11 protein-coding genes are annotated in these 16,303 nt (G+C 57.0%); 6 read left to right on the forward strand and 5 right to left on the reverse strand.

Annotation, left to right across the window (positions count from 1 at the left end):
* From ERD80_RS07325 to trxB, 3 genes are all read right to left on the reverse strand, one after another.
* Positions 1–526 (reverse strand): ABC transporter transmembrane domain-containing protein (locus tag ERD80_RS07325; protein WP_348769906.1); only part of this gene is annotated, 526 nt, incomplete at its 3' end.
* Positions 526–2,298: a cysteine/glutathione ABC transporter permease/ATP-binding protein CydD gene (cydD, locus tag ERD80_RS07330; protein WP_136546380.1), complete on the reverse strand. Its 1,773-nt coding sequence runs from the start codon at positions 2,296–2,298 to the stop codon at positions 526–528. The genes ERD80_RS07325 and cydD, both read right to left, overlap by 1 nt.
* 145 nt (positions 2,299–2,443) lie before the next feature.
* Positions 2,444–3,409: a thioredoxin-disulfide reductase gene (gene trxB, locus ERD80_RS07335; protein ID WP_021508358.1), complete on the reverse strand. Its 966-nt coding sequence runs from the start codon at positions 3,407–3,409 to the stop codon at positions 2,444–2,446.
* A 521-nt stretch (positions 3,410–3,930) separates the two neighbouring features.
* On the opposite strand from trxB, the gene lrp reads away from it, so the two are divergent.
* The 6 genes from lrp (at position 3,931) to ERD80_RS07365 (ending at position 12,958) form a co-directional block, all read left to right on the forward strand.
* Complete coding sequence (gene lrp, locus ERD80_RS07340; protein ID WP_006118610.1) at positions 3,931–4,425, forward strand: leucine-responsive transcriptional regulator Lrp; 495 nt, start codon at positions 3,931–3,933, stop codon at positions 4,423–4,425.
* A 119-nt stretch (positions 4,426–4,544) separates the two neighbouring features.
* On the forward strand, positions 4,545–7,964 hold the full coding sequence (locus ERD80_RS07345) for a DNA translocase FtsK 4TM domain-containing protein (RefSeq protein ID WP_136546382.1): 3,420 nt from the start codon (positions 4,545–4,547) through the stop codon (positions 7,962–7,964).
* Positions 7,965–8,137: 173 nt separating this feature from the next.
* Positions 8,138–8,749, forward strand: a complete 612-nt coding sequence (lolA, locus tag ERD80_RS07350; RefSeq protein ID WP_010618286.1) for an outer membrane lipoprotein chaperone LolA — start codon at positions 8,138–8,140, stop codon at positions 8,747–8,749.
* 7 nt (positions 8,750–8,756) lie between these two features.
* Positions 8,757–10,103, forward strand: a complete 1,347-nt coding sequence (locus ERD80_RS07355; protein ID WP_136546384.1) for a replication-associated recombination protein A — start codon at positions 8,757–8,759, stop codon at positions 10,101–10,103.
* Between the two features lie 97 nt (positions 10,104–10,200).
* Positions 10,201–11,493 carry a serine--tRNA ligase gene (serS, locus tag ERD80_RS07360; protein ID WP_021508354.1) on the forward strand — a complete coding sequence of 431 codons (1,293 nt, stop codon included), beginning with the start codon at positions 10,201–10,203 and terminating at the stop codon, positions 11,491–11,493.
* Between the two features lie 313 nt (positions 11,494–11,806).
* Positions 11,807–12,958: an MFS transporter gene (locus tag ERD80_RS07365; RefSeq protein WP_031279859.1), complete on the forward strand. Its 1,152-nt coding sequence runs from the start codon at positions 11,807–11,809 to the stop codon at positions 12,956–12,958.
* A 99-nt stretch (positions 12,959–13,057) separates the two neighbouring features.
* On the opposite strand, the gene pflA is transcribed toward ERD80_RS07365, so the two are convergent.
* Positions 13,058–13,798 (reverse strand): pyruvate formate lyase 1-activating protein, encoded by a 741-nt coding sequence (gene pflA / locus ERD80_RS07370; RefSeq protein WP_058757766.1) that lies wholly within the window; start codon positions 13,796–13,798, stop codon positions 13,058–13,060.
* 163 nt (positions 13,799–13,961) lie between these two features.
* Positions 13,962–16,244 (reverse strand): formate C-acetyltransferase, encoded by a 2,283-nt coding sequence (gene pflB / locus ERD80_RS07375; RefSeq protein ID WP_136546386.1) that lies wholly within the window; start codon positions 16,242–16,244, stop codon positions 13,962–13,964.
* Positions 16,245–16,303: the final 59 nt, after the last annotated feature.

Below are 16,303 nucleotides of genomic sequence, written 5' to 3' on the forward strand. Positions count from 1 at the left end.
GCAGCAGCGTCAGCAACATGATCGCCCCGAGCAGCAGCGCCAGTCGCATATCGAGTAGCGCCAGGCCACAGGTCACCACCACAATCACCACCGCCGCACCCAGCAGTGGAGAAATAACGCGTAAATAGAGATGGTCGAGAGTATCGACATCGCTGACAAAGCGGTTCAGCAGTTCGCCGTGACGAAAGCGCGCCAGCTGCGCCGGTGCCAGCGCCATCAGCCGGCTGAAGGTAAAGACGCGCAGATGTTGCAGCACGCGGAAAGTGGCGTCGTGGCTCACCAGCCGTTCAAAATAGCGCGCGGCGGTGCGGGTGATTGCCGCGCCACGCACGCCGGCTGCGGGCAGCATGTAATTGAAGCTGTACAGGCCGGCGACGCCAGCCAGCGAGGAGGCAGCAAGAAACCAGCCGGACAGCGTCAGCAAGCCGATGCTGGCAAGCAGCGTGACAATCGCCAGCACCACGCCAAGACCTAAACGCCACGGATGGCGGCGATACAGGCGCAGGAAAGGCAGTAACGTGCGCATCAGGCAATCTCCTTCTGACGATGCTGCGCCAGCTCGCGCAGCGGGCCGGCTTCTGCGATCAGCTGTTGCCAGTGGCCCTGCTGCACCAGTTGTCCGGCCTGCATCACCCACACTTCATCCCACTGCTCGAGAGCGTGCAGCTGATGGGTAATCATTAACGTAGTTTGCTGCTGTGCGGCCTGCTGTAGCGCGCCCATCACGTGCTGCTCGCTCTGGCTGTCGAGCCCGGATCCCGGTTCGTCCAGCAGCAGCAGGCGGGCCGGTTTCAGCAGCGCCCGCGCGACGGCGATGCGCTGTGCCTGCCCAACGGACAGGCCGATGCCGCCATCGCCAACTGGCGTATCCAGCCCCTGCGGCAGACGCGACAAAAATTCGCTGACGCCAGCGCGCTGCAGCACGGCGGTCAGCGTGGCCTCGTCCACCGGCGTGTCAGTGAGCTGGAGATTGTCACGCAGCGTCGCCGCTGGCAGCTGCGGATTTTGTCCTACCCAGGCCAGCTGCTGCTGCCAGCTGCTGCGGCTGATGTCGCGCAGTTCCTGGCCGTTAATGCACAGTGAACCCTGGTAGGGCAGAAAACCGAGCAGGACATTCATCAGCGCACTTTTTCCGGCCCCGCTTTGTCCGACCAGCGCCACGCGCTGACCGGGAGTAAGGCTGAAATTCAGCGGCTGTGACAGCGCCTCGCCGGTGGCGGTCATGATCACCAGATCCTGCGCCCGGAGGGAGAATGGCGCGTCAGCATCCAGCGTTTGCGTGGCCGCCTGCGGCGCGTGCTGGGGCGTTTCGCGCAGGAAGGTATCCAGCGCGTCTGCGCCGCCCACCGCCTGCGCTTTGGCATGGTAAAAGGTGCCAAGATCGCGCAGCGGCTGGAAAAATTCGGGGGCAAGAATCAGCGCGAGGAAACCGGCAAACAGCGTCACGCCGGTGCTGTAGTGGCCAAAATTGAGTTCACCCAGGTACGAGAAGCCGAAATAGACCGCGACCACGGCAATCGCCAGCGAGGCGAAAAACTCCAGCACCGCAGAGGAGAGAAAGGCGAGGCGCAGCACTTCCATAGTGCGCTGACGAAAATCCTGCGTAGTGGCGGCAATCGCCTGCTGCTCAGCGTCCGCGCGGTGAAACAGGCGCAGCGTTTCGCGTCCGCGCAGCCGGTCATAGAAATCGCCGCTCAGACGCGCCAGCGCAAGAAAATTACGCCGATTGGCATCGGCCGCACCCATGCCGACCAGCGCCATAAACAGCGGAATCAGCGGTGCGGTCGCCAGCAGAATCAGTCCGGCGGCCCAGTTAATCGGAAAAATGGCGATCAGGATGGCGCAGGGCACAAACACCGCCAGCGACATCTGCGGCAGATAGCGCGCGTAATACTCCTGCATCTCTTCAATCTGTTCCAGCAGCAGCGTCGCCCAGCTCCCGGCCGGTTTGCCCTGAATCCAGGCCGGACCGAGCGCGTTCAGCCGGTCCAGCACCTGTTGCCGCAGCGCACGGCGAATCGCCACGCCGGCCCTGAAGCCGGCCATCTCACGACCGTAGTGCAGCGCGGCGCGCAGTGCGAAGCACAGCAGTAGTAACAGGAAATCACTCACCAGTTCAGCGCGGGGTTGCTGTTCCACCAGCAGTTTTTGCAGCAGGGAGGCCAGTAGCCAGGCCTGGGCGATGAGAATTAACGCCGCAGCAAAACCTGCCAGCGAGGCCAGTCGCAGGCTGCGTGCGCCATGATGACGTTGCTGGCGTAACCAGCGCAGCAGTTCGTGTTGCCGTGATTTGTTCATGCGAAGCCGTTTGATCACCGTGACGAGAGGCAAAATCCGACGCTAAATGCCGGACAGACGGGTGGCAGAACTGTAGCACGCAGGCGATAAAAAAGGCGACCAAAAGTGGCCGCCTCAGTGCAATTATGATCAGATAATTAACAACTTACTTATCGTTTTTAACCAGACCATCCAGATAACGTTCCGCATCCAGCGCGGCCATACAGCCGGTACCGGCAGAGGTAATGGCCTGACGATAGATGTGGTCCATCACGTCACCGGCAGCGAACACGCCCGGCACGCTGGTCTGCGTCGCGTTGCCCTGCAGGCCGGACTGCACTTTGATATAGCCGTTTTCCAGATCCAGCTGCCCATCAAAAATCGCCGTGTTCGGACTATGACCGATGGCGACAAACAGGCCCGCCACTTCCAGCGAGACCGGGGCTTCACCTTTGGTTGACGAAAGTTTCAACCCGGTGACACCCATCTGATCGCCTACCACCTCGTCCAGCGCGCGGTCAGTGTGCAGCACGATGTTGCCGTTACGCACTTTCTCCATCAGGCGGTCAATCAGGATTTTCTCAGCGCGGAAGCTGTCACGACGGTGAATCAGGTGCACTTCAGAAGCGATGTTCGCCAGATAGAGCGCCTCTTCAACGGCCGTGTTACCGCCGCCAATAACCGCGACTTTTTGGTTGCGATAGAAGAAACCATCACAGGTGGCGCAGGCCGATACCCCTTTGCCTTTGAATGCCTCTTCTGACGGCAGGCCAAGGTAGCGCGCTGAGGCACCGGTCGCGATGATCAGCGCATCCGCGGTGTATTCGCCGCTGTCGCCGGTCAGGCGGAACGGACGGTTCTGCAAATCAACCGTGTGAATATGGTCAAAGATGATTTCGGTGTTGAACTTCTCAGCATGCTCCTGCATGCGTTCCATCAGCGCAGGGCCGGTCAGATCGTGCGGGTCGCCCGGCCAGTTTTCGACTTCAGTCGTGGTGGTGAGCTGGCCGCCTTTTTCCAGTCCGGTAATCAATACCGGGTTCAGGTTAGCGCGGGCGGCATAAACCGCTGCGGTGTAACCGGCAGGGCCGGAGCCCAGAATGAGCAGCTTACTGTGTTTGGCCGTACTCATGCGTTCCTCAGTGTGTGTCTGACAACATAGTTTTCGATTGTAGGGAAATTACTGTCGCAAAAAAAGGTTTCAGCAATTTTGTTAACAATCACTGCAAGCGGCGTAGACGATGAATGGCAATTCTGCACGCGCGCTGCGCCAAAAGGGGGCATTGCTCGGCAATTTGTGGTGCAGCTGTATAAAAATTCTCATTTAAAAACAGCAACCCAGTACGCTGTCTGGCATCTTGTACTGAATTTGGATGTTTTACTTTGACAATCGCCTGCGCTTTTGCGAAAACATTGTCAGAAGCAGAGAAAATTTAGCGGTTCGAAACAGAATTTCAGCTCTGTTTTGCGCAATTTCGCCAAATAAACTCAGCCTGACATTGGTAATGACGCATGATGTGGACAGACAGCATGCGTCATACGGATGGTCGCGTTACTGCACAGGCTTAAAGACTTCACTTCAGTAAGGCCCTGAACATTGAACGTTTTCAGGGTTTGGCAGGTAAAGGGAAGGAATTAAGAGAGACAATAATAATGGTAGACAACAAGAAACGCCCCGGAAAAGATCTGGATCGGATCGACAGAAATATTCTGAATGAACTGCAGAAAGACGGTCGTATTTCCAACGTTGAGCTTTCAAAACGTGTCGGCCTCTCGCCAACACCTTGTCTTGAACGCGTACGTCGCCTGGAACGTCAGGGTTTCATTCTGGGCTACACCGCGCAGCTGAACCCGCACTATCTCGATGCTTCACTGCTGGTATTCGTTGAGATTACTCTGAATCGCGGCGCGCCAGATGTGTTTGAACAATTTAACGCCGCTGTACAAAAACTTGAGGAAACTCAAGAATGTCACCTCGTTTCCGGTGACTTTGACTACCTGTTGAAAACCCGCGTGCCGGATATGTCCGCCTACCGTAAACTGCTGGGTGAGACCTTGCTACGCCTGCCGGGCGTCAACGACACCCGTACCTACGTGGTGATGGAAGAGGTCAAACAGAGCAATCGTCTGGTGATTAAGACCCGGTAACGCAGGGCAGGTGCAAAGCTTGCAGGATTTCGGTACACTCCTGTGAATTCATACAGGACCAGCGTCAGGCAAGCCTGGCGCTGTTGCCTTCTTAATTTACAGGCACCTGGAGAGTTCTCTTGAGCCAGGAATATACAGAAGACAAAGACGTTTCATTACAACCACTGAGCAGCGGACGTCGGCTGCTGGAAGCGTTGCTCATCCTGGTGGCCTTGTTTGCCATCTATCTGATGGTGTCGCTGGTTAGCTTTAATCCCTCCGATCCCAGCTGGTCACAAACCGCCTGGCACGAGCCGATCCACAATCTGGGCGGCAGCGTGGGCGCATGGCTGGCCGATACCCTGCTGTTTATTTTTGGTGTGATGGCCTACGCCATTCCGCCAGTGATTATTGGTCTGTGCTGGATCACCTTCCGTCAGCGCGATCGCCAGGATTACATCGACTATTTTGCGGTGGGCCTGCGGCTGATTGGCGTGCTGGCGCTGGTGGTGACCACCTGCGGACTGGCTGCGCTGAACGTGGACGATATCTGGTATTTTGCCTCCGGCGGCGTAATTGGCAGCCTGGTGAGCAATGCGATGGCGCCGTGGTTCAGCGGTGCCGGTGGCACGCTGACGCTGCTGTGCGTCTGGGCGGCGGGTATCACGCTTTATACCGGCTGGTCCTGGCTGGCGATTGCCGAGAAGATCGGCAGCGTGGTGATGGGCGTGCTGACCTTTGCCAGCAACCGCTCGCGCCATGATGAACCCTGGCAGGAAGAAGACGACTACGACGAGGCGCACCCCGACGAAGCGGTTCCGCCACTGCGCGCTGCGCCGGCTCAGGACGACGAAGATGACGTACTGCTGGCTAAGCCCCGACAGGTAGCGGAACCTGTGGCTGAAGTCGCCAGCGACGATCCCCTGCTGGTGAAAGCCAGTGCGGCTACCGCGGCTGCGCTGGCCGCCACCAGTGACGCCGCACGTCAGGTGCCGTCCGTCGCTGCACCTGAGCCATCCGCACCGGCGGTAAACGTAGCTCCACAACCTGCGCCGTCACAGCTGACTGCGGCTGCTCCGGCATCGGCATCCGTTGCCAGTGCGCCTGCGGCGCCAGCTATTCCGCCAGCAGAGCCCGCGCCAGCGGCTCCTCCGTTATATCGCTTCGAAGTGCCTGCGTCACCGGCCGCCGACGCCTTCTCGCTCGCTGAAGAAGACGATGGCCCGCGCATGGGTAACTGGCAGAGTGCCGATCAGGCCGCCACACCGCTGAATACGGCAGCCGCTGCCGCACTCGGTTCAGCGACGGCTGCTGCTGCTGCCCGCTCTGCGGCTTACACGCCAGCCTTTGATGTGGTGCCGGAGCGCGATTACAATCCGCAGGTGAAACAGGGCATCGGCCCGGAACTGCCGCGTCCTAACAAGGTTAAGCTGCCAACCCGGCGTGAGCTGGCCTCATACGGTATCAAACTGCCATCGCAACGCATGGCAGAAGAGAAGGCCCGTGAAGAGGCCGACCAGCAGCAGCCGGAAATCAGCGCCAGCTGGCAAGTGCCACAGCCGCACGATGATGATAATGCTGCGCTGCAGGAAGCCCAGCTGCGCGAAGCGTTCCATTCGCAGCAGCAGCAGCGGTACGGCGACAGCTGGCAGCAGCAGCCGGCAGAGGAAGAAGATGAAGAGGCGCTGCAGCAGGCTCAGCTGGCGCAGCAGTTTGCTCAGCAGCAGCAACAGCGTTACAGCCAGCCTGAGCAGGAGAGCGCGCCGGTATTTAATCTGGATACCTCAGCCGCGTTTGATTTCTCTCCGATGAAAGATCTGGTTGATGACACGCCGAGCGAACCGCTATTTACCATAGCCGCCACGCCAGAGCCGGACGCTCCGGCCCAGTGGCAGCAGCCAGCGGCACCTGAGCCGGCGGTACCCGCATCGCTGAGTGAGGAAACCAGCCCGTGGTCAACGCCAGACGACGAGGTTTACGCCGCGCCGGCTGAAACGCCGAAGCCTGTCGCCCCTGCGCAGGACAGCCTGTTCCACCCCTTCCTGGTGCGTCACGAACAGCCGCTGGAGAAACCTTCCACGCCGCTGCCGACACTGGATCTGCTGACGTCGCCGCCGGCCGAAGAGGAACCGGTGGATATGTTCGCACTGGAACAGACCGCGCGTCTGGTTGAAGCGCGTCTGGCGGATTACCGCGTGAAAGCCGAAGTGGTGGGCATCTCTCCAGGGCCGGTAATCACTCGCTTTGAACTGGATCTGGCACCGGGCGTCAAGGCCGCACGTATTTCTAACCTGTCGCGTGACCTGGCACGTTCGCTCTCTGCCGTTGCGGTGCGTGTGGTTGAGGTGATTCCGGGCAAGCCTTATGTCGGCCTCGAACTCCCCAATAAACATCGTCAGACCGTCTATCTGCGTGAGGTGCTGGACTGCGATAAGTTCCGCGACAACCCTTCGCCGCTGTCGGTGGTGCTGGGTAAAGATATTTCTGGTCAGCCCGTGGTGGCCGATCTGGCGAAGATGCCGCACCTGCTGGTGGCCGGTACCACCGGTTCCGGTAAGTCGGTTGGCGTCAACACCATGATCATCAGCATGCTGTATAAAGCCACGCCGGAAGAAGTGCGCTTTATCATGATCGACCCGAAAATGCTCGAGCTGTCAGTGTATGAGGGCATTCCCCATCTGCTGACGGAAGTGGTCACCGACATGAAAGACGCGGCCAACGCGCTGCGCTGGAGTGTGGTCGAGATGGAGCGCCGCTATAAGCTGATGTCTGCGCTGGGCGTGCGTAATCTGGCCGGCTATAACGAGAAGATCGAGCAGGCTGCCGCAATGGGCCGGCCAATTCCGGATCCGTTCTGGAAACCGGGCGACAGCATGGACACCACCCCGCCGGTGCTGGAAAAACTGCCGTACATTGTGGTGCTGGTTGATGAGTTCGCTGACCTGATGATGGCGGTGGGCAAAAAGGTCGAAGAGCTGATCGCGCGCCTGGCACAGAAAGCCCGTGCGGCAGGTATCCACCTGGTGCTGGCTACCCAGCGTCCGTCAGTGGATGTGATTACCGGCCTGATTAAGGCCAACATTCCGACGCGCATCGCCTTTACCGTGTCCAGTAAAATTGACTCGCGTACCATTCTCGATCAGGGCGGTGCGGAATCCCTGCTGGGTATGGGTGACATGCTCTACATGCCACCTAACTCCTCCATGCCGGTACGTGTTCACGGCGCCTTTGTGCGTGACCAGGAAGTGCATGCAGTCGTGCAGGACTGGAAAGCGCGTGGGCGACCGCAGTACATCGACAGCATTACCGCCGGTGAAGAGAGTGAAAGCGGTGCTGGCGGCCTGGACGGCGATGAAGAGCTGGATCCGCTGTTTGACCAGGCGGTGGCGTTCGTGGTGGAGAAACGCCGCGCGTCGATCTCCGGCGTGCAGCGCCAGTTCCGTATTGGCTACAACCGCGCGGCGCGGATTATCGAACAGATGGAGGCGCAGGGCATTGTCTCGGAGCCAGGCCACAACGGTAACCGTGAAGTGCTGTCACCGCCACCTCACGAAATGTAAGACTTTTCTCCGCAGTGTTATGCCGGGCCAGTGTAAACTGGCCCGTTGTTTATCTGTGGTCCGATCCCCATATCATTGGGAGCTTTCGGCTTTTTCTCCTGTCGAACTGACGGAGCGGCGACTACGGTTAATGCAGTAAGTGTCAGGAAACCATGAATAAGGAATCGTATCAGATGAAATTTCGCGTTATTGCCTGTGGCCTGCTGGCCGGTTTTGTTGCTTCTTCTGCCCTGGCGGATGCTTCCAGCGATCTGCAGCAGCGCCTTAATAAAGTGAACAGCTTCCATGCCAGCTTCAGTCAGAAGGTGACTGACGGCAGCGGCGCAAATGTGCAGGACGGCGAAGGCGAACTGTGGGTAAAACGTCCGAGCCTGTTTAACTGGCACATGACTGCACCGGACGAAAGCGTGATTATCTCAGACGGTAAAAATCTGTGGTTCTATAATCCTTTTGTGGAACAGGCGAGCGTTAGCCTGCTACAGAATGCCACCAGCAACACGCCGTTTATGCTGATTGCGCGTAACCAGCCCTCTGACTGGCAGCAGTACAACATTAAGCAGCAGGGGGATAATTTTGAGCTGACGCCTAAAAGCAGCGATGGCAACCTGAAACAGTTCACCATCAATGTCACTTCCGCAGGTACCATCAATCAGTTCAGCGCGATTGAGCAGGATGGACAGCGCAGCAGCTATCAGCTGAAGAGCCAGAAAAACGGCGCTATCAGCCCGGATAAATTCACCTTTACGCCGCCAAAAGGGGTAACGGTGGACGATCAACGTCAGTGAGGTGAGGGTGAGTAACCTGTCGCTGGATTTTGCACCGTCAAACGAGTTCAGACCGCTGGCTGCGCGTATGCGGCCAGCGACGCTGCAGCAATATATTGGTCAGCAGCATCTGCTCGCGGCCGGTAAGCCGTTGCCGCGCGCTATTGAGGCGGGTCAGCTGCACTCCATGATCTTATGGGGACCGCCGGGTACCGGTAAAACCACGCTGGCGGAGATTATTGCGCATTACGGCAAAGCCGACGTCGAACGCATTTCAGCGGTGACTTCCGGCGTTAAAGAGATTCGCGAGGCCATTGAGCGCGCGCGGCAGAACCGCCAGGTGGGGCGTCGCACTATTCTGTTTGTTGATGAGGTGCATCGCTTCAACAAGAGCCAGCAGGATGCGTTTCTGCCACACATTGAAGACGGCACCATCACCTTCATTGGCGCAACCACGGAAAATCCCTCCTTTGAGCTGAACTCGGCACTGCTGTCGCGCGCCCGCGTTTATCTGCTTAAATCGCTGACCAGCGCAGATATTGAACAGGTGCTGGATCAGGCGATGCAGGATAAAACGCGCGGCTACGGCGACAGCGATATTCTGTTACCGGACAATACCCGGCGCATGATCGCTGAACTGGTCAATGGTGATGCACGACGCGCACTGAATACGCTGGAAATGATGGCCGATATGGCTGAGCTCAATGCGCAGGGACAGCGGGAGCTAACGCCACAGCTGCTGAATGAAGTATCGGGTGAACGCGCGGCGCGTTTCGATAACAAAGGCGACCGCTTTTACGATCTCATCTCGGCACTGCACAAATCGGTTCGTGGTTCAGCCCCGGATGCGGCGCTTTACTGGTACGCGCGCATCATCACTGCCGGTGGCGATCCGCTGTACGTGGCGCGGCGGCTGCTGGCGATTGCTTCGGAAGATGTCGGTAATGCCGATCCGCGCGCCATGCAGGTAGCAATTGCCGCGTGGGACTGTTTTACCCGCATCGGGCCTGCGGAAGGGGAACGTGCAATTGCCCAGGCAATTGTTTATCTGGCCTGTGCGCCAAAAAGCAATGCTGTTTATACCGCCTTCAAAGCGGCGATGCGTGATGCGCGTGAGTTCCCGGATTACGATGTGCCGGAACATCTGCGTAATGCACCGACGAAGCTGATGAAAGAGATGGGCCTCGGCAAAGAGTACCGTTACGCGCATGACGAACCCAATGCCTATGCGGCCGGCGAGGTGTTTTTCCCGCCGGAAATGGCGCAGACGCGCTACTATCAACCCACCAATCGTGGCCTTGAAAGCAAGATCGGTGAAAAACTCGCCTGGCTTGCTGAACAGGATCAAAATAGCCCGATAAAACGCTACCGCTGATAAACGCGTTACGGTAAGGTGAGCAAGGATTTCAATGCATTCCGGTGGAATGCATCCCTCCATTCGTTCAATCAACCTTTTATTACACAGGATAAGCATGCTCGATCCCAATCTGCTGCGTAATGAGCCAGACGCAGTCGCAGAAAAACTGGCACGCCGGGGATTTAAACTGGATGTGGATACGCTGCGCTCCCTCGAAGAGCGTCGTAAGGTTTTGCAGGTAGAAACTGAAAACCTGCAGGCTGAGCGTAACTCCCGCTCCAAATCCATCGGTCAGGCCAAAGCACGTGGGGAAGATATCGAGCCGCTGCGTCAGGAAGTGAACGCGCTGGGCGAACGCCTGGATGCGGCGAAAGCAGAGCTGGATACCCTGCAGAACGAAATTCGTGACTTTGCGCTTGCGCTGCCTAACCTGCCGGCCGACGAAGTGCCGCTGGGTAAAGATGACAGCGAAAACCAGGAAGTGAGCCGCTGGGGCCAGCCGCGCCAATTCGATTTCCCGGTGAAAGACCATGTAGAGCTGGGTGAAGCGGTCAAAGGGCTGGATTTCGCCTCGGCGGTGAAACTGACCGGTTCGCGCTTTATCGTGATGCAGGGCCAGATTGCTCGTCTGCATCGCGCGCTGAGCCAGTTCATGATCGATCTGCACAGCCAGCAGCACGGTTATCTGGAAACTTACGTGCCATATCTTGTGAACCACGAGACGCTGTACGGTACCGGTCAGTTACCAAAATTTGGTGAGGATCTGTTCCATACCAAACCGCTGGGCGAAGAAGCAGGCAGCAGCAACTATGCGCTGATCCCGACCGCCGAAGTGCCGCTGACTAACCTGGTGCGCGATGAGATCGTTGAAGAGGAATCTCTGCCGATCAAACTCACTGCCCACACGCCTTGCTTCCGTTCCGAAGCCGGTTCTTACGGACGCGATACGCGCGGTTTGATCCGTATGCACCAGTTCGACAAAGTGGAGATGGTGCAGATCGTCGCACCGGAAACCTCCATGGACGCGCTGGAAGAGCTGGTCGGCCATGCGGAGAAAGTGCTGCAGCTGCTGAACCTGCCGTACCGTAAAGTGCTGCTGTGCACCGGCGACATGGGCTTCGGCTCAGCCAAAACCTATGACCTGGAAGTCTGGCTGCCGGCGCAGGACACCTACCGTGAAATCTCCTCCTGCTCGAATATGTGGGATTTCCAGGCGCGCCGCATGCAGGCTCGCTGCCGCAGCAAAACGGACAAAAAACCGCGTCTGGTGCACACGCTGAATGGTTCAGGCCTGGCGGTGGGGCGTACGCTGGTAGCCGTGCTGGAAAACTATCAGCAGGCGGATGGTCGCATTGCGGTGCCGGACGTGCTGCGCCCGTACATGGGCGGGCTGGAATATATCGGCTAACAGGCATTCATGCACTAACCCGGCTCAGGCCGGGTTTTTTATTTCTTAAGCGCGTCAGTCATTATTTTTTAACCGGAATTAATCAGAAATAAACGTTATCGTCATCGCTGCGCGTCAAACCATCAAAAATGTATAAATTCATGTAGATAGATTCAGACATAAGACCTTTCTGTAGTCCTGTAACCCGCTGAAGATAAAAATAATAAATTGTTCAGCAGCAAAATGTGCGGCGCTGTTTTTTTGCACATTGACTTTGCCATCGCCAATGGCAAACTGCGCGCAAATCTGTTCATTTCTTTTGGTTTTATTCCCTATGTCAACCTGGTCGCGCCCCGTCCTGCTGCTGCTTTGCGGCTTAATGCTGATGACGGTGTCTATTGCTGTGCTTAATACGCTGGTGCCGCTGTGGCTCACCCATGATCAACTGCCGACCTGGCAGGTGGGCATGGCGAGCTCTGCTTATTACACCGGCAACTTAGTGGGCACCTTGCTGGCGGGCTGGTTGATTAATCGCTATGGCTTTAATCGCTGCTTTTACCTTGCCAGCGTACTGTTTGCGCTGGCAACCATGGGCATGGTGCTGCTGGACGGCTTTTACAGCTGGACGCTGCTGCGCTTCACCGCGGGCGTAGGCTGTGCACTGATTTGGGTGGTGGTTGAGAGTGCACTATTGTGCAGCGGTACCGTGCGCAATCGCGGTCAGCTGCTGGCCGCTTACATGATCATCTACTATCTTGGCACCGTTGCCGGTCAGCTGCTGGTGAGCCGTGTCTCGACAGAACTGCTGCACGTCATTCCCTGGGTGAGCGCGCTGATCGTCTGTGCCGTGCTGCCCGTGGTGTTTGTGCAGGTCAACGCCGGTGCGGCTACTGAAGAAGCCTCAACCGGGCGTATCTGGAGCATGCTGCGCCGCCGCAGTTCGCGTTTGGGTATCAACGGCTGCATTATCTCCGGTATCGTGCTCGGTTCGCTCTACGGCCTGATGCCGCTTTATCTTTCGCATCAGGGTATGAGCGATGCCACTGTGGGTTACTGGATGGCGCTGCTGGTCAGTGCCGGGATTGTCGGTCAGTGGCCGGTAGGACGTCTTGCCGACCGCTTTGGTCGCCTGATGGTGCTGCGCGTGCAGGTGTTCGTGGTGATTCTGGGTGCGATTGCTATGCTGAGCGGAACGGCAATGGCACCGGCACTGTTTGTGCTGGGGCTGGCTGGCTTTACGCTTTATCCGGTGGCCATGTCCTGGGCGTGTGAAACGGTGGCGCATCATGAACTGGTGGCGATGAATCAGGCGCTGCTGTTCAGTTATACCGTTGGCAGTCTGGTCGGGCCGGGGATGACCGCGATGCTGATGCAGAACTATTCCGATCGCCTGCTGTTTGTGATGATTGCGGTGGTGGCGCTGGTCTATCTGGTGATGCTGCTGCGTAAAGCCGATCAGCATGCAACACCGGTGGCGCATGCCTGATGGCAGTGATTAAACGGGACATTCGCAACCTGTCGCAAATGTCCCGGCGGTAACCCCTCTGTTTCTTGCCGGCGAAACTTCAACTACAGGCCAACCGTCTTAATACATGACGTTATGGCCGTAACCGGCAAGAATATTTTTCACCCGCTCCATGGTCTCTTTCGTTGGCGGCTTCACGCCTTCCAGCTTGTACTCTTCACCCATCGCAATCCATTTATGCTTGCCGAGTTCGTGATAAGGCAGAAGCTCGATCTTTTCAATGTTACTCATGTCTTTAGTAAATTCACCGAGGCGATGCACCGAATCGTCATCGTCCGAATAACCCGGCACTACCACATAGCGAATCCAGGTCCTTTTACCGCGCTTTTGCAGATAGCGGGCGAAATCGAGCGTGCGGTGGTTTGACACGCCGACCAGAATCTCATGGATATCGTCATTGATTTGCTTGAGGTCGAGCATCACCAGATCGGTCGCATCAAGCAGTTCATCGATCACCGGATCGTAACGGCGCACAAAGCCGTTGGTGTCGAGGCAGGTATGGATGCCCTCGGCCTGGCAGGCGCGAAACCAGTCGCGCACAAATTCAGCCTGCAGAATGGCTTCACCGCCGGATGCCGTCACGCCGCCACCAGACGCATTCATAAAGTGGCGATACGACAGCACATCCCTCATCAGCTCATCAACGGTGATCTCCTTACCGCCGTGAGTGTCCCAGGTATCGCGGTTGTGGCAGTACAGGCAGCGCATCAGGCAGCCCTGGAAGAAGGTGATAAAACGGATGCCGGGACCGTCAACGGTGCCGCAGGATTCAAACGAGTGGATACGACCGATGGTTGACATTGCGATGTATTCTCCGGTTCAGCCTGGCGCGCAGGCGGCACAATCTGTGTTGTGCTCTGAGGATGTAAGTCGGTTTTGCCAGACTGCCTGCAAAAGCAGACTGGCGAAACTGGCTTGTGGAGAAAAGGCTCCCGCAGGAGCCTTTCGATTACAGTGAGGAGGATTACAGCGACTGAGTAAAGGTACGGGTAATCACATCCTGCTGCTGCTCTTTCGTCAGCGAGTTGAAACGTACGGCATAACCGGAAACGCGGATGGTCAGCTGTGGATATTTCTCAGGGTGCTCCATGGCATCCAGCAGCATTTCACGGTTCATGACGTTGACGTTCAGGTGCTGGCCGCCCTCGATACTGGCTTCGTGGTGGAAGTAACCATCCATCAGGCCAGCAAGGTTGGTTTTACGCACGTTATCATCTTTGCCCAGCGCATTCGGTACGATAGAGAAGGTATAAGAGATACCGTCTTTGGCGTAGGCAAATGGCAGTTTGGCCACGGAAGTCAGTGAAGCGACAGCACCTTTCTGGTCACGGCCATGCATTGGGTTGGCACCGGGGCCAAATGGCGCACCGGAGCGACGACCATCCGGGGTGTTACCGGTTTTCTTACCGTATACCACGTTGGAGGTGATGGTCAGGACCGACTGCGTTGGCACCGCATTACGGTAGGTCTGCAGTTTCTGAATTTTCTTCATGAAACGTTCAACCAGGTCACAGGCCAGATCATCCACGCGCGGGTCATTGTTGCCGAACTGTGGATATTCACCTTCAATTTCGAAGTCCAATGCCAGACCATCGGCGTCACGTACCGGTTTCACTTTGGCATATTTAATCGCTGAAAGTGAGTCCGCGGCGACAGACAGGCCCGCGATACCACACGCCATGGTACGATAAACGTCACGATCGTGCAGCGCCATCAGCGCGGCTTCATAACTGTACTTATCATGCATGTAGTGGATGATGTTGAGTGACGTGACGTACTGTTTTGCCAGCCAGTCCATGAAGTGGTCCAGACGCGCCATCACGGTGTCATAATCCAGCACATCATCAGTGATTGGCGCTTCTTTCGGGCCGACCTGCATTTTCAGCTTCTCGTCCACACCGCCGTTGATTGCATACAGCAGTGTTTTAGCCAGGTTGGCACGTGCGCCGAAGAACTGCATTTGTTTACCGACAATCATCGGGCTCACGCAGCAGGCGATGGCGTAGTCATCATTGTCAAAGTCCGGACGCATCAGGTCATCGTTCTCATACTGCAGCGATGAGGTGTCGATGGAGACTTTTGCCGCATACTTTTTGAAGTTAACCGGCAGTTTCTCAGACCACAGGATGGTCATGTTTGGTTCCGGTGATGGACCCATGGTGTACAGCGTGTTCAGGAAGCGGAAGGTGCTTTTCGTCACCAGCGTACGACCGTCAACGCCCATACCAGCCAGTGATTCAGTGGCCCAGATTGGGTCGCCAGAGAACAGCTCATCGTATTCCGGCGTACGCAGGAAGCGCACCATACGCAATTTCATCACCAGATGGTCAATCAGCTCCTGCGCCTGCTCTTCGCTCAGTTTACCGGCTTTGATATCGCGCTCGATGTAAACGTCGAGGAAGGTGGACACGCGACCAAACGACATCGCGGCACCGTTTTGTGATTTCACTGCTGCGAGGTAACCGAAGTAGGTCCACTGTACTGCTTCCTGCGCGGTGGTGGCTGGCAGGGAGATATCAAAGCCATATTTGGCGGCCATCTCTTTGATCTGGCCCAGTGCGCGGTGCTGCTCAGAAATCTCTTCACGCAGGCGAATGGTGGCTTCGAGATCAACGCCATTTTCCATGTCACTCTGCAGTGAGTTGAACTGAGCCACTTTGTCTTTCATCAGGAAGTCGATGCCGTACAGCGCGACGCGACGGTAGTCACCGATAATACGACCGCGGCCGTATGCATCTGGCAGACCGGTCAGCACGCCTGATTTACGGCAGCGCAGGATATCCGGGGTGTAAACGTCAAACACGCCCTGGTTGTGGGTTTTGCGGTAATCGGTGAAAACTTTCTTAAGCGCTGGGTCCAGCTCGCGGCCGTAAACTTTACAGGAGCCTTCCACCATTTTGATGCCGCCAAACGGGATAATGGCGCGTTTCAGCGGGGCTTCAGTCTGCAGACCAACGATGGTTTCCAGCGATTTGTTAATATAGCCCGCATCGTGTGAGGTGATGGTAGACGCTAAATCAGTGTCGAAATCAACCGGTGCATGGGTACGGTTTTCAATTTTAATGCCTTCCAGCACGCTGTCCCACAGTTTGGTGGTTGCTGGCGTCGCGCCGGCGAGGAATGCTTCGTCACCTTCATACGGCGTGTAGTTTTTTTGGATGAAGTCACGGACGTTGACGCTGTTCTGCCATTCACCGGCGCTAAATCCTTCCCAGGCTGACGCCATTTTTTCATTCAGTTCGGACATGATATACCTGCCTTATTTAGGGAGACTGTAACGTATGGCGCGCTGCTCAGCACGCCCGT

This window comes from Pantoea sp. R102 (assembly GCF_004916815.1).
In the GTDB taxonomy this organism is placed as follows: domain Bacteria; phylum Pseudomonadota; class Gammaproteobacteria; order Enterobacterales; family Enterobacteriaceae; genus Pantoea; species Pantoea dispersa.

Excerpts from the sequence above, each read along its gene's own strand:
- cydD (WP_136546380.1), bottom strand. The coding sequence starts at position 2,298 with ATGAACAAATCACGGCAACACGAACTGCTGCGCTGGTTACGCCAGCAA.
- trxB (WP_021508358.1), bottom strand. The coding sequence starts at position 3,409 with ATGAGTACGGCCAAACACAGTAAGCTGCTCATTCTGGGCTCCGGCCCT.
- lrp (WP_006118610.1), top strand. The coding sequence starts at position 3,931 with ATGGTAGACAACAAGAAACGCCCCGGAAAAGATCTGGATCGGATCGAC.
- lolA (WP_010618286.1), top strand. The coding sequence starts at position 8,138 with ATGAAATTTCGCGTTATTGCCTGTGGCCTGCTGGCCGGTTTTGTTGCT.
- serS (WP_021508354.1), top strand. The coding sequence starts at position 10,201 with ATGCTCGATCCCAATCTGCTGCGTAATGAGCCAGACGCAGTCGCAGAA.
- ERD80_RS07365 (WP_031279859.1), top strand. The coding sequence starts at position 11,807 with ATGTCAACCTGGTCGCGCCCCGTCCTGCTGCTGCTTTGCGGCTTAATG.
- pflA (WP_058757766.1), bottom strand. The coding sequence starts at position 13,798 with ATGTCAACCATCGGTCGTATCCACTCGTTTGAATCCTGCGGCACCGTT.
- pflB (WP_136546386.1), bottom strand. The coding sequence starts at position 16,244 with ATGTCCGAACTGAATGAAAAAATGGCGTCAGCCTGGGAAGGATTTAGC.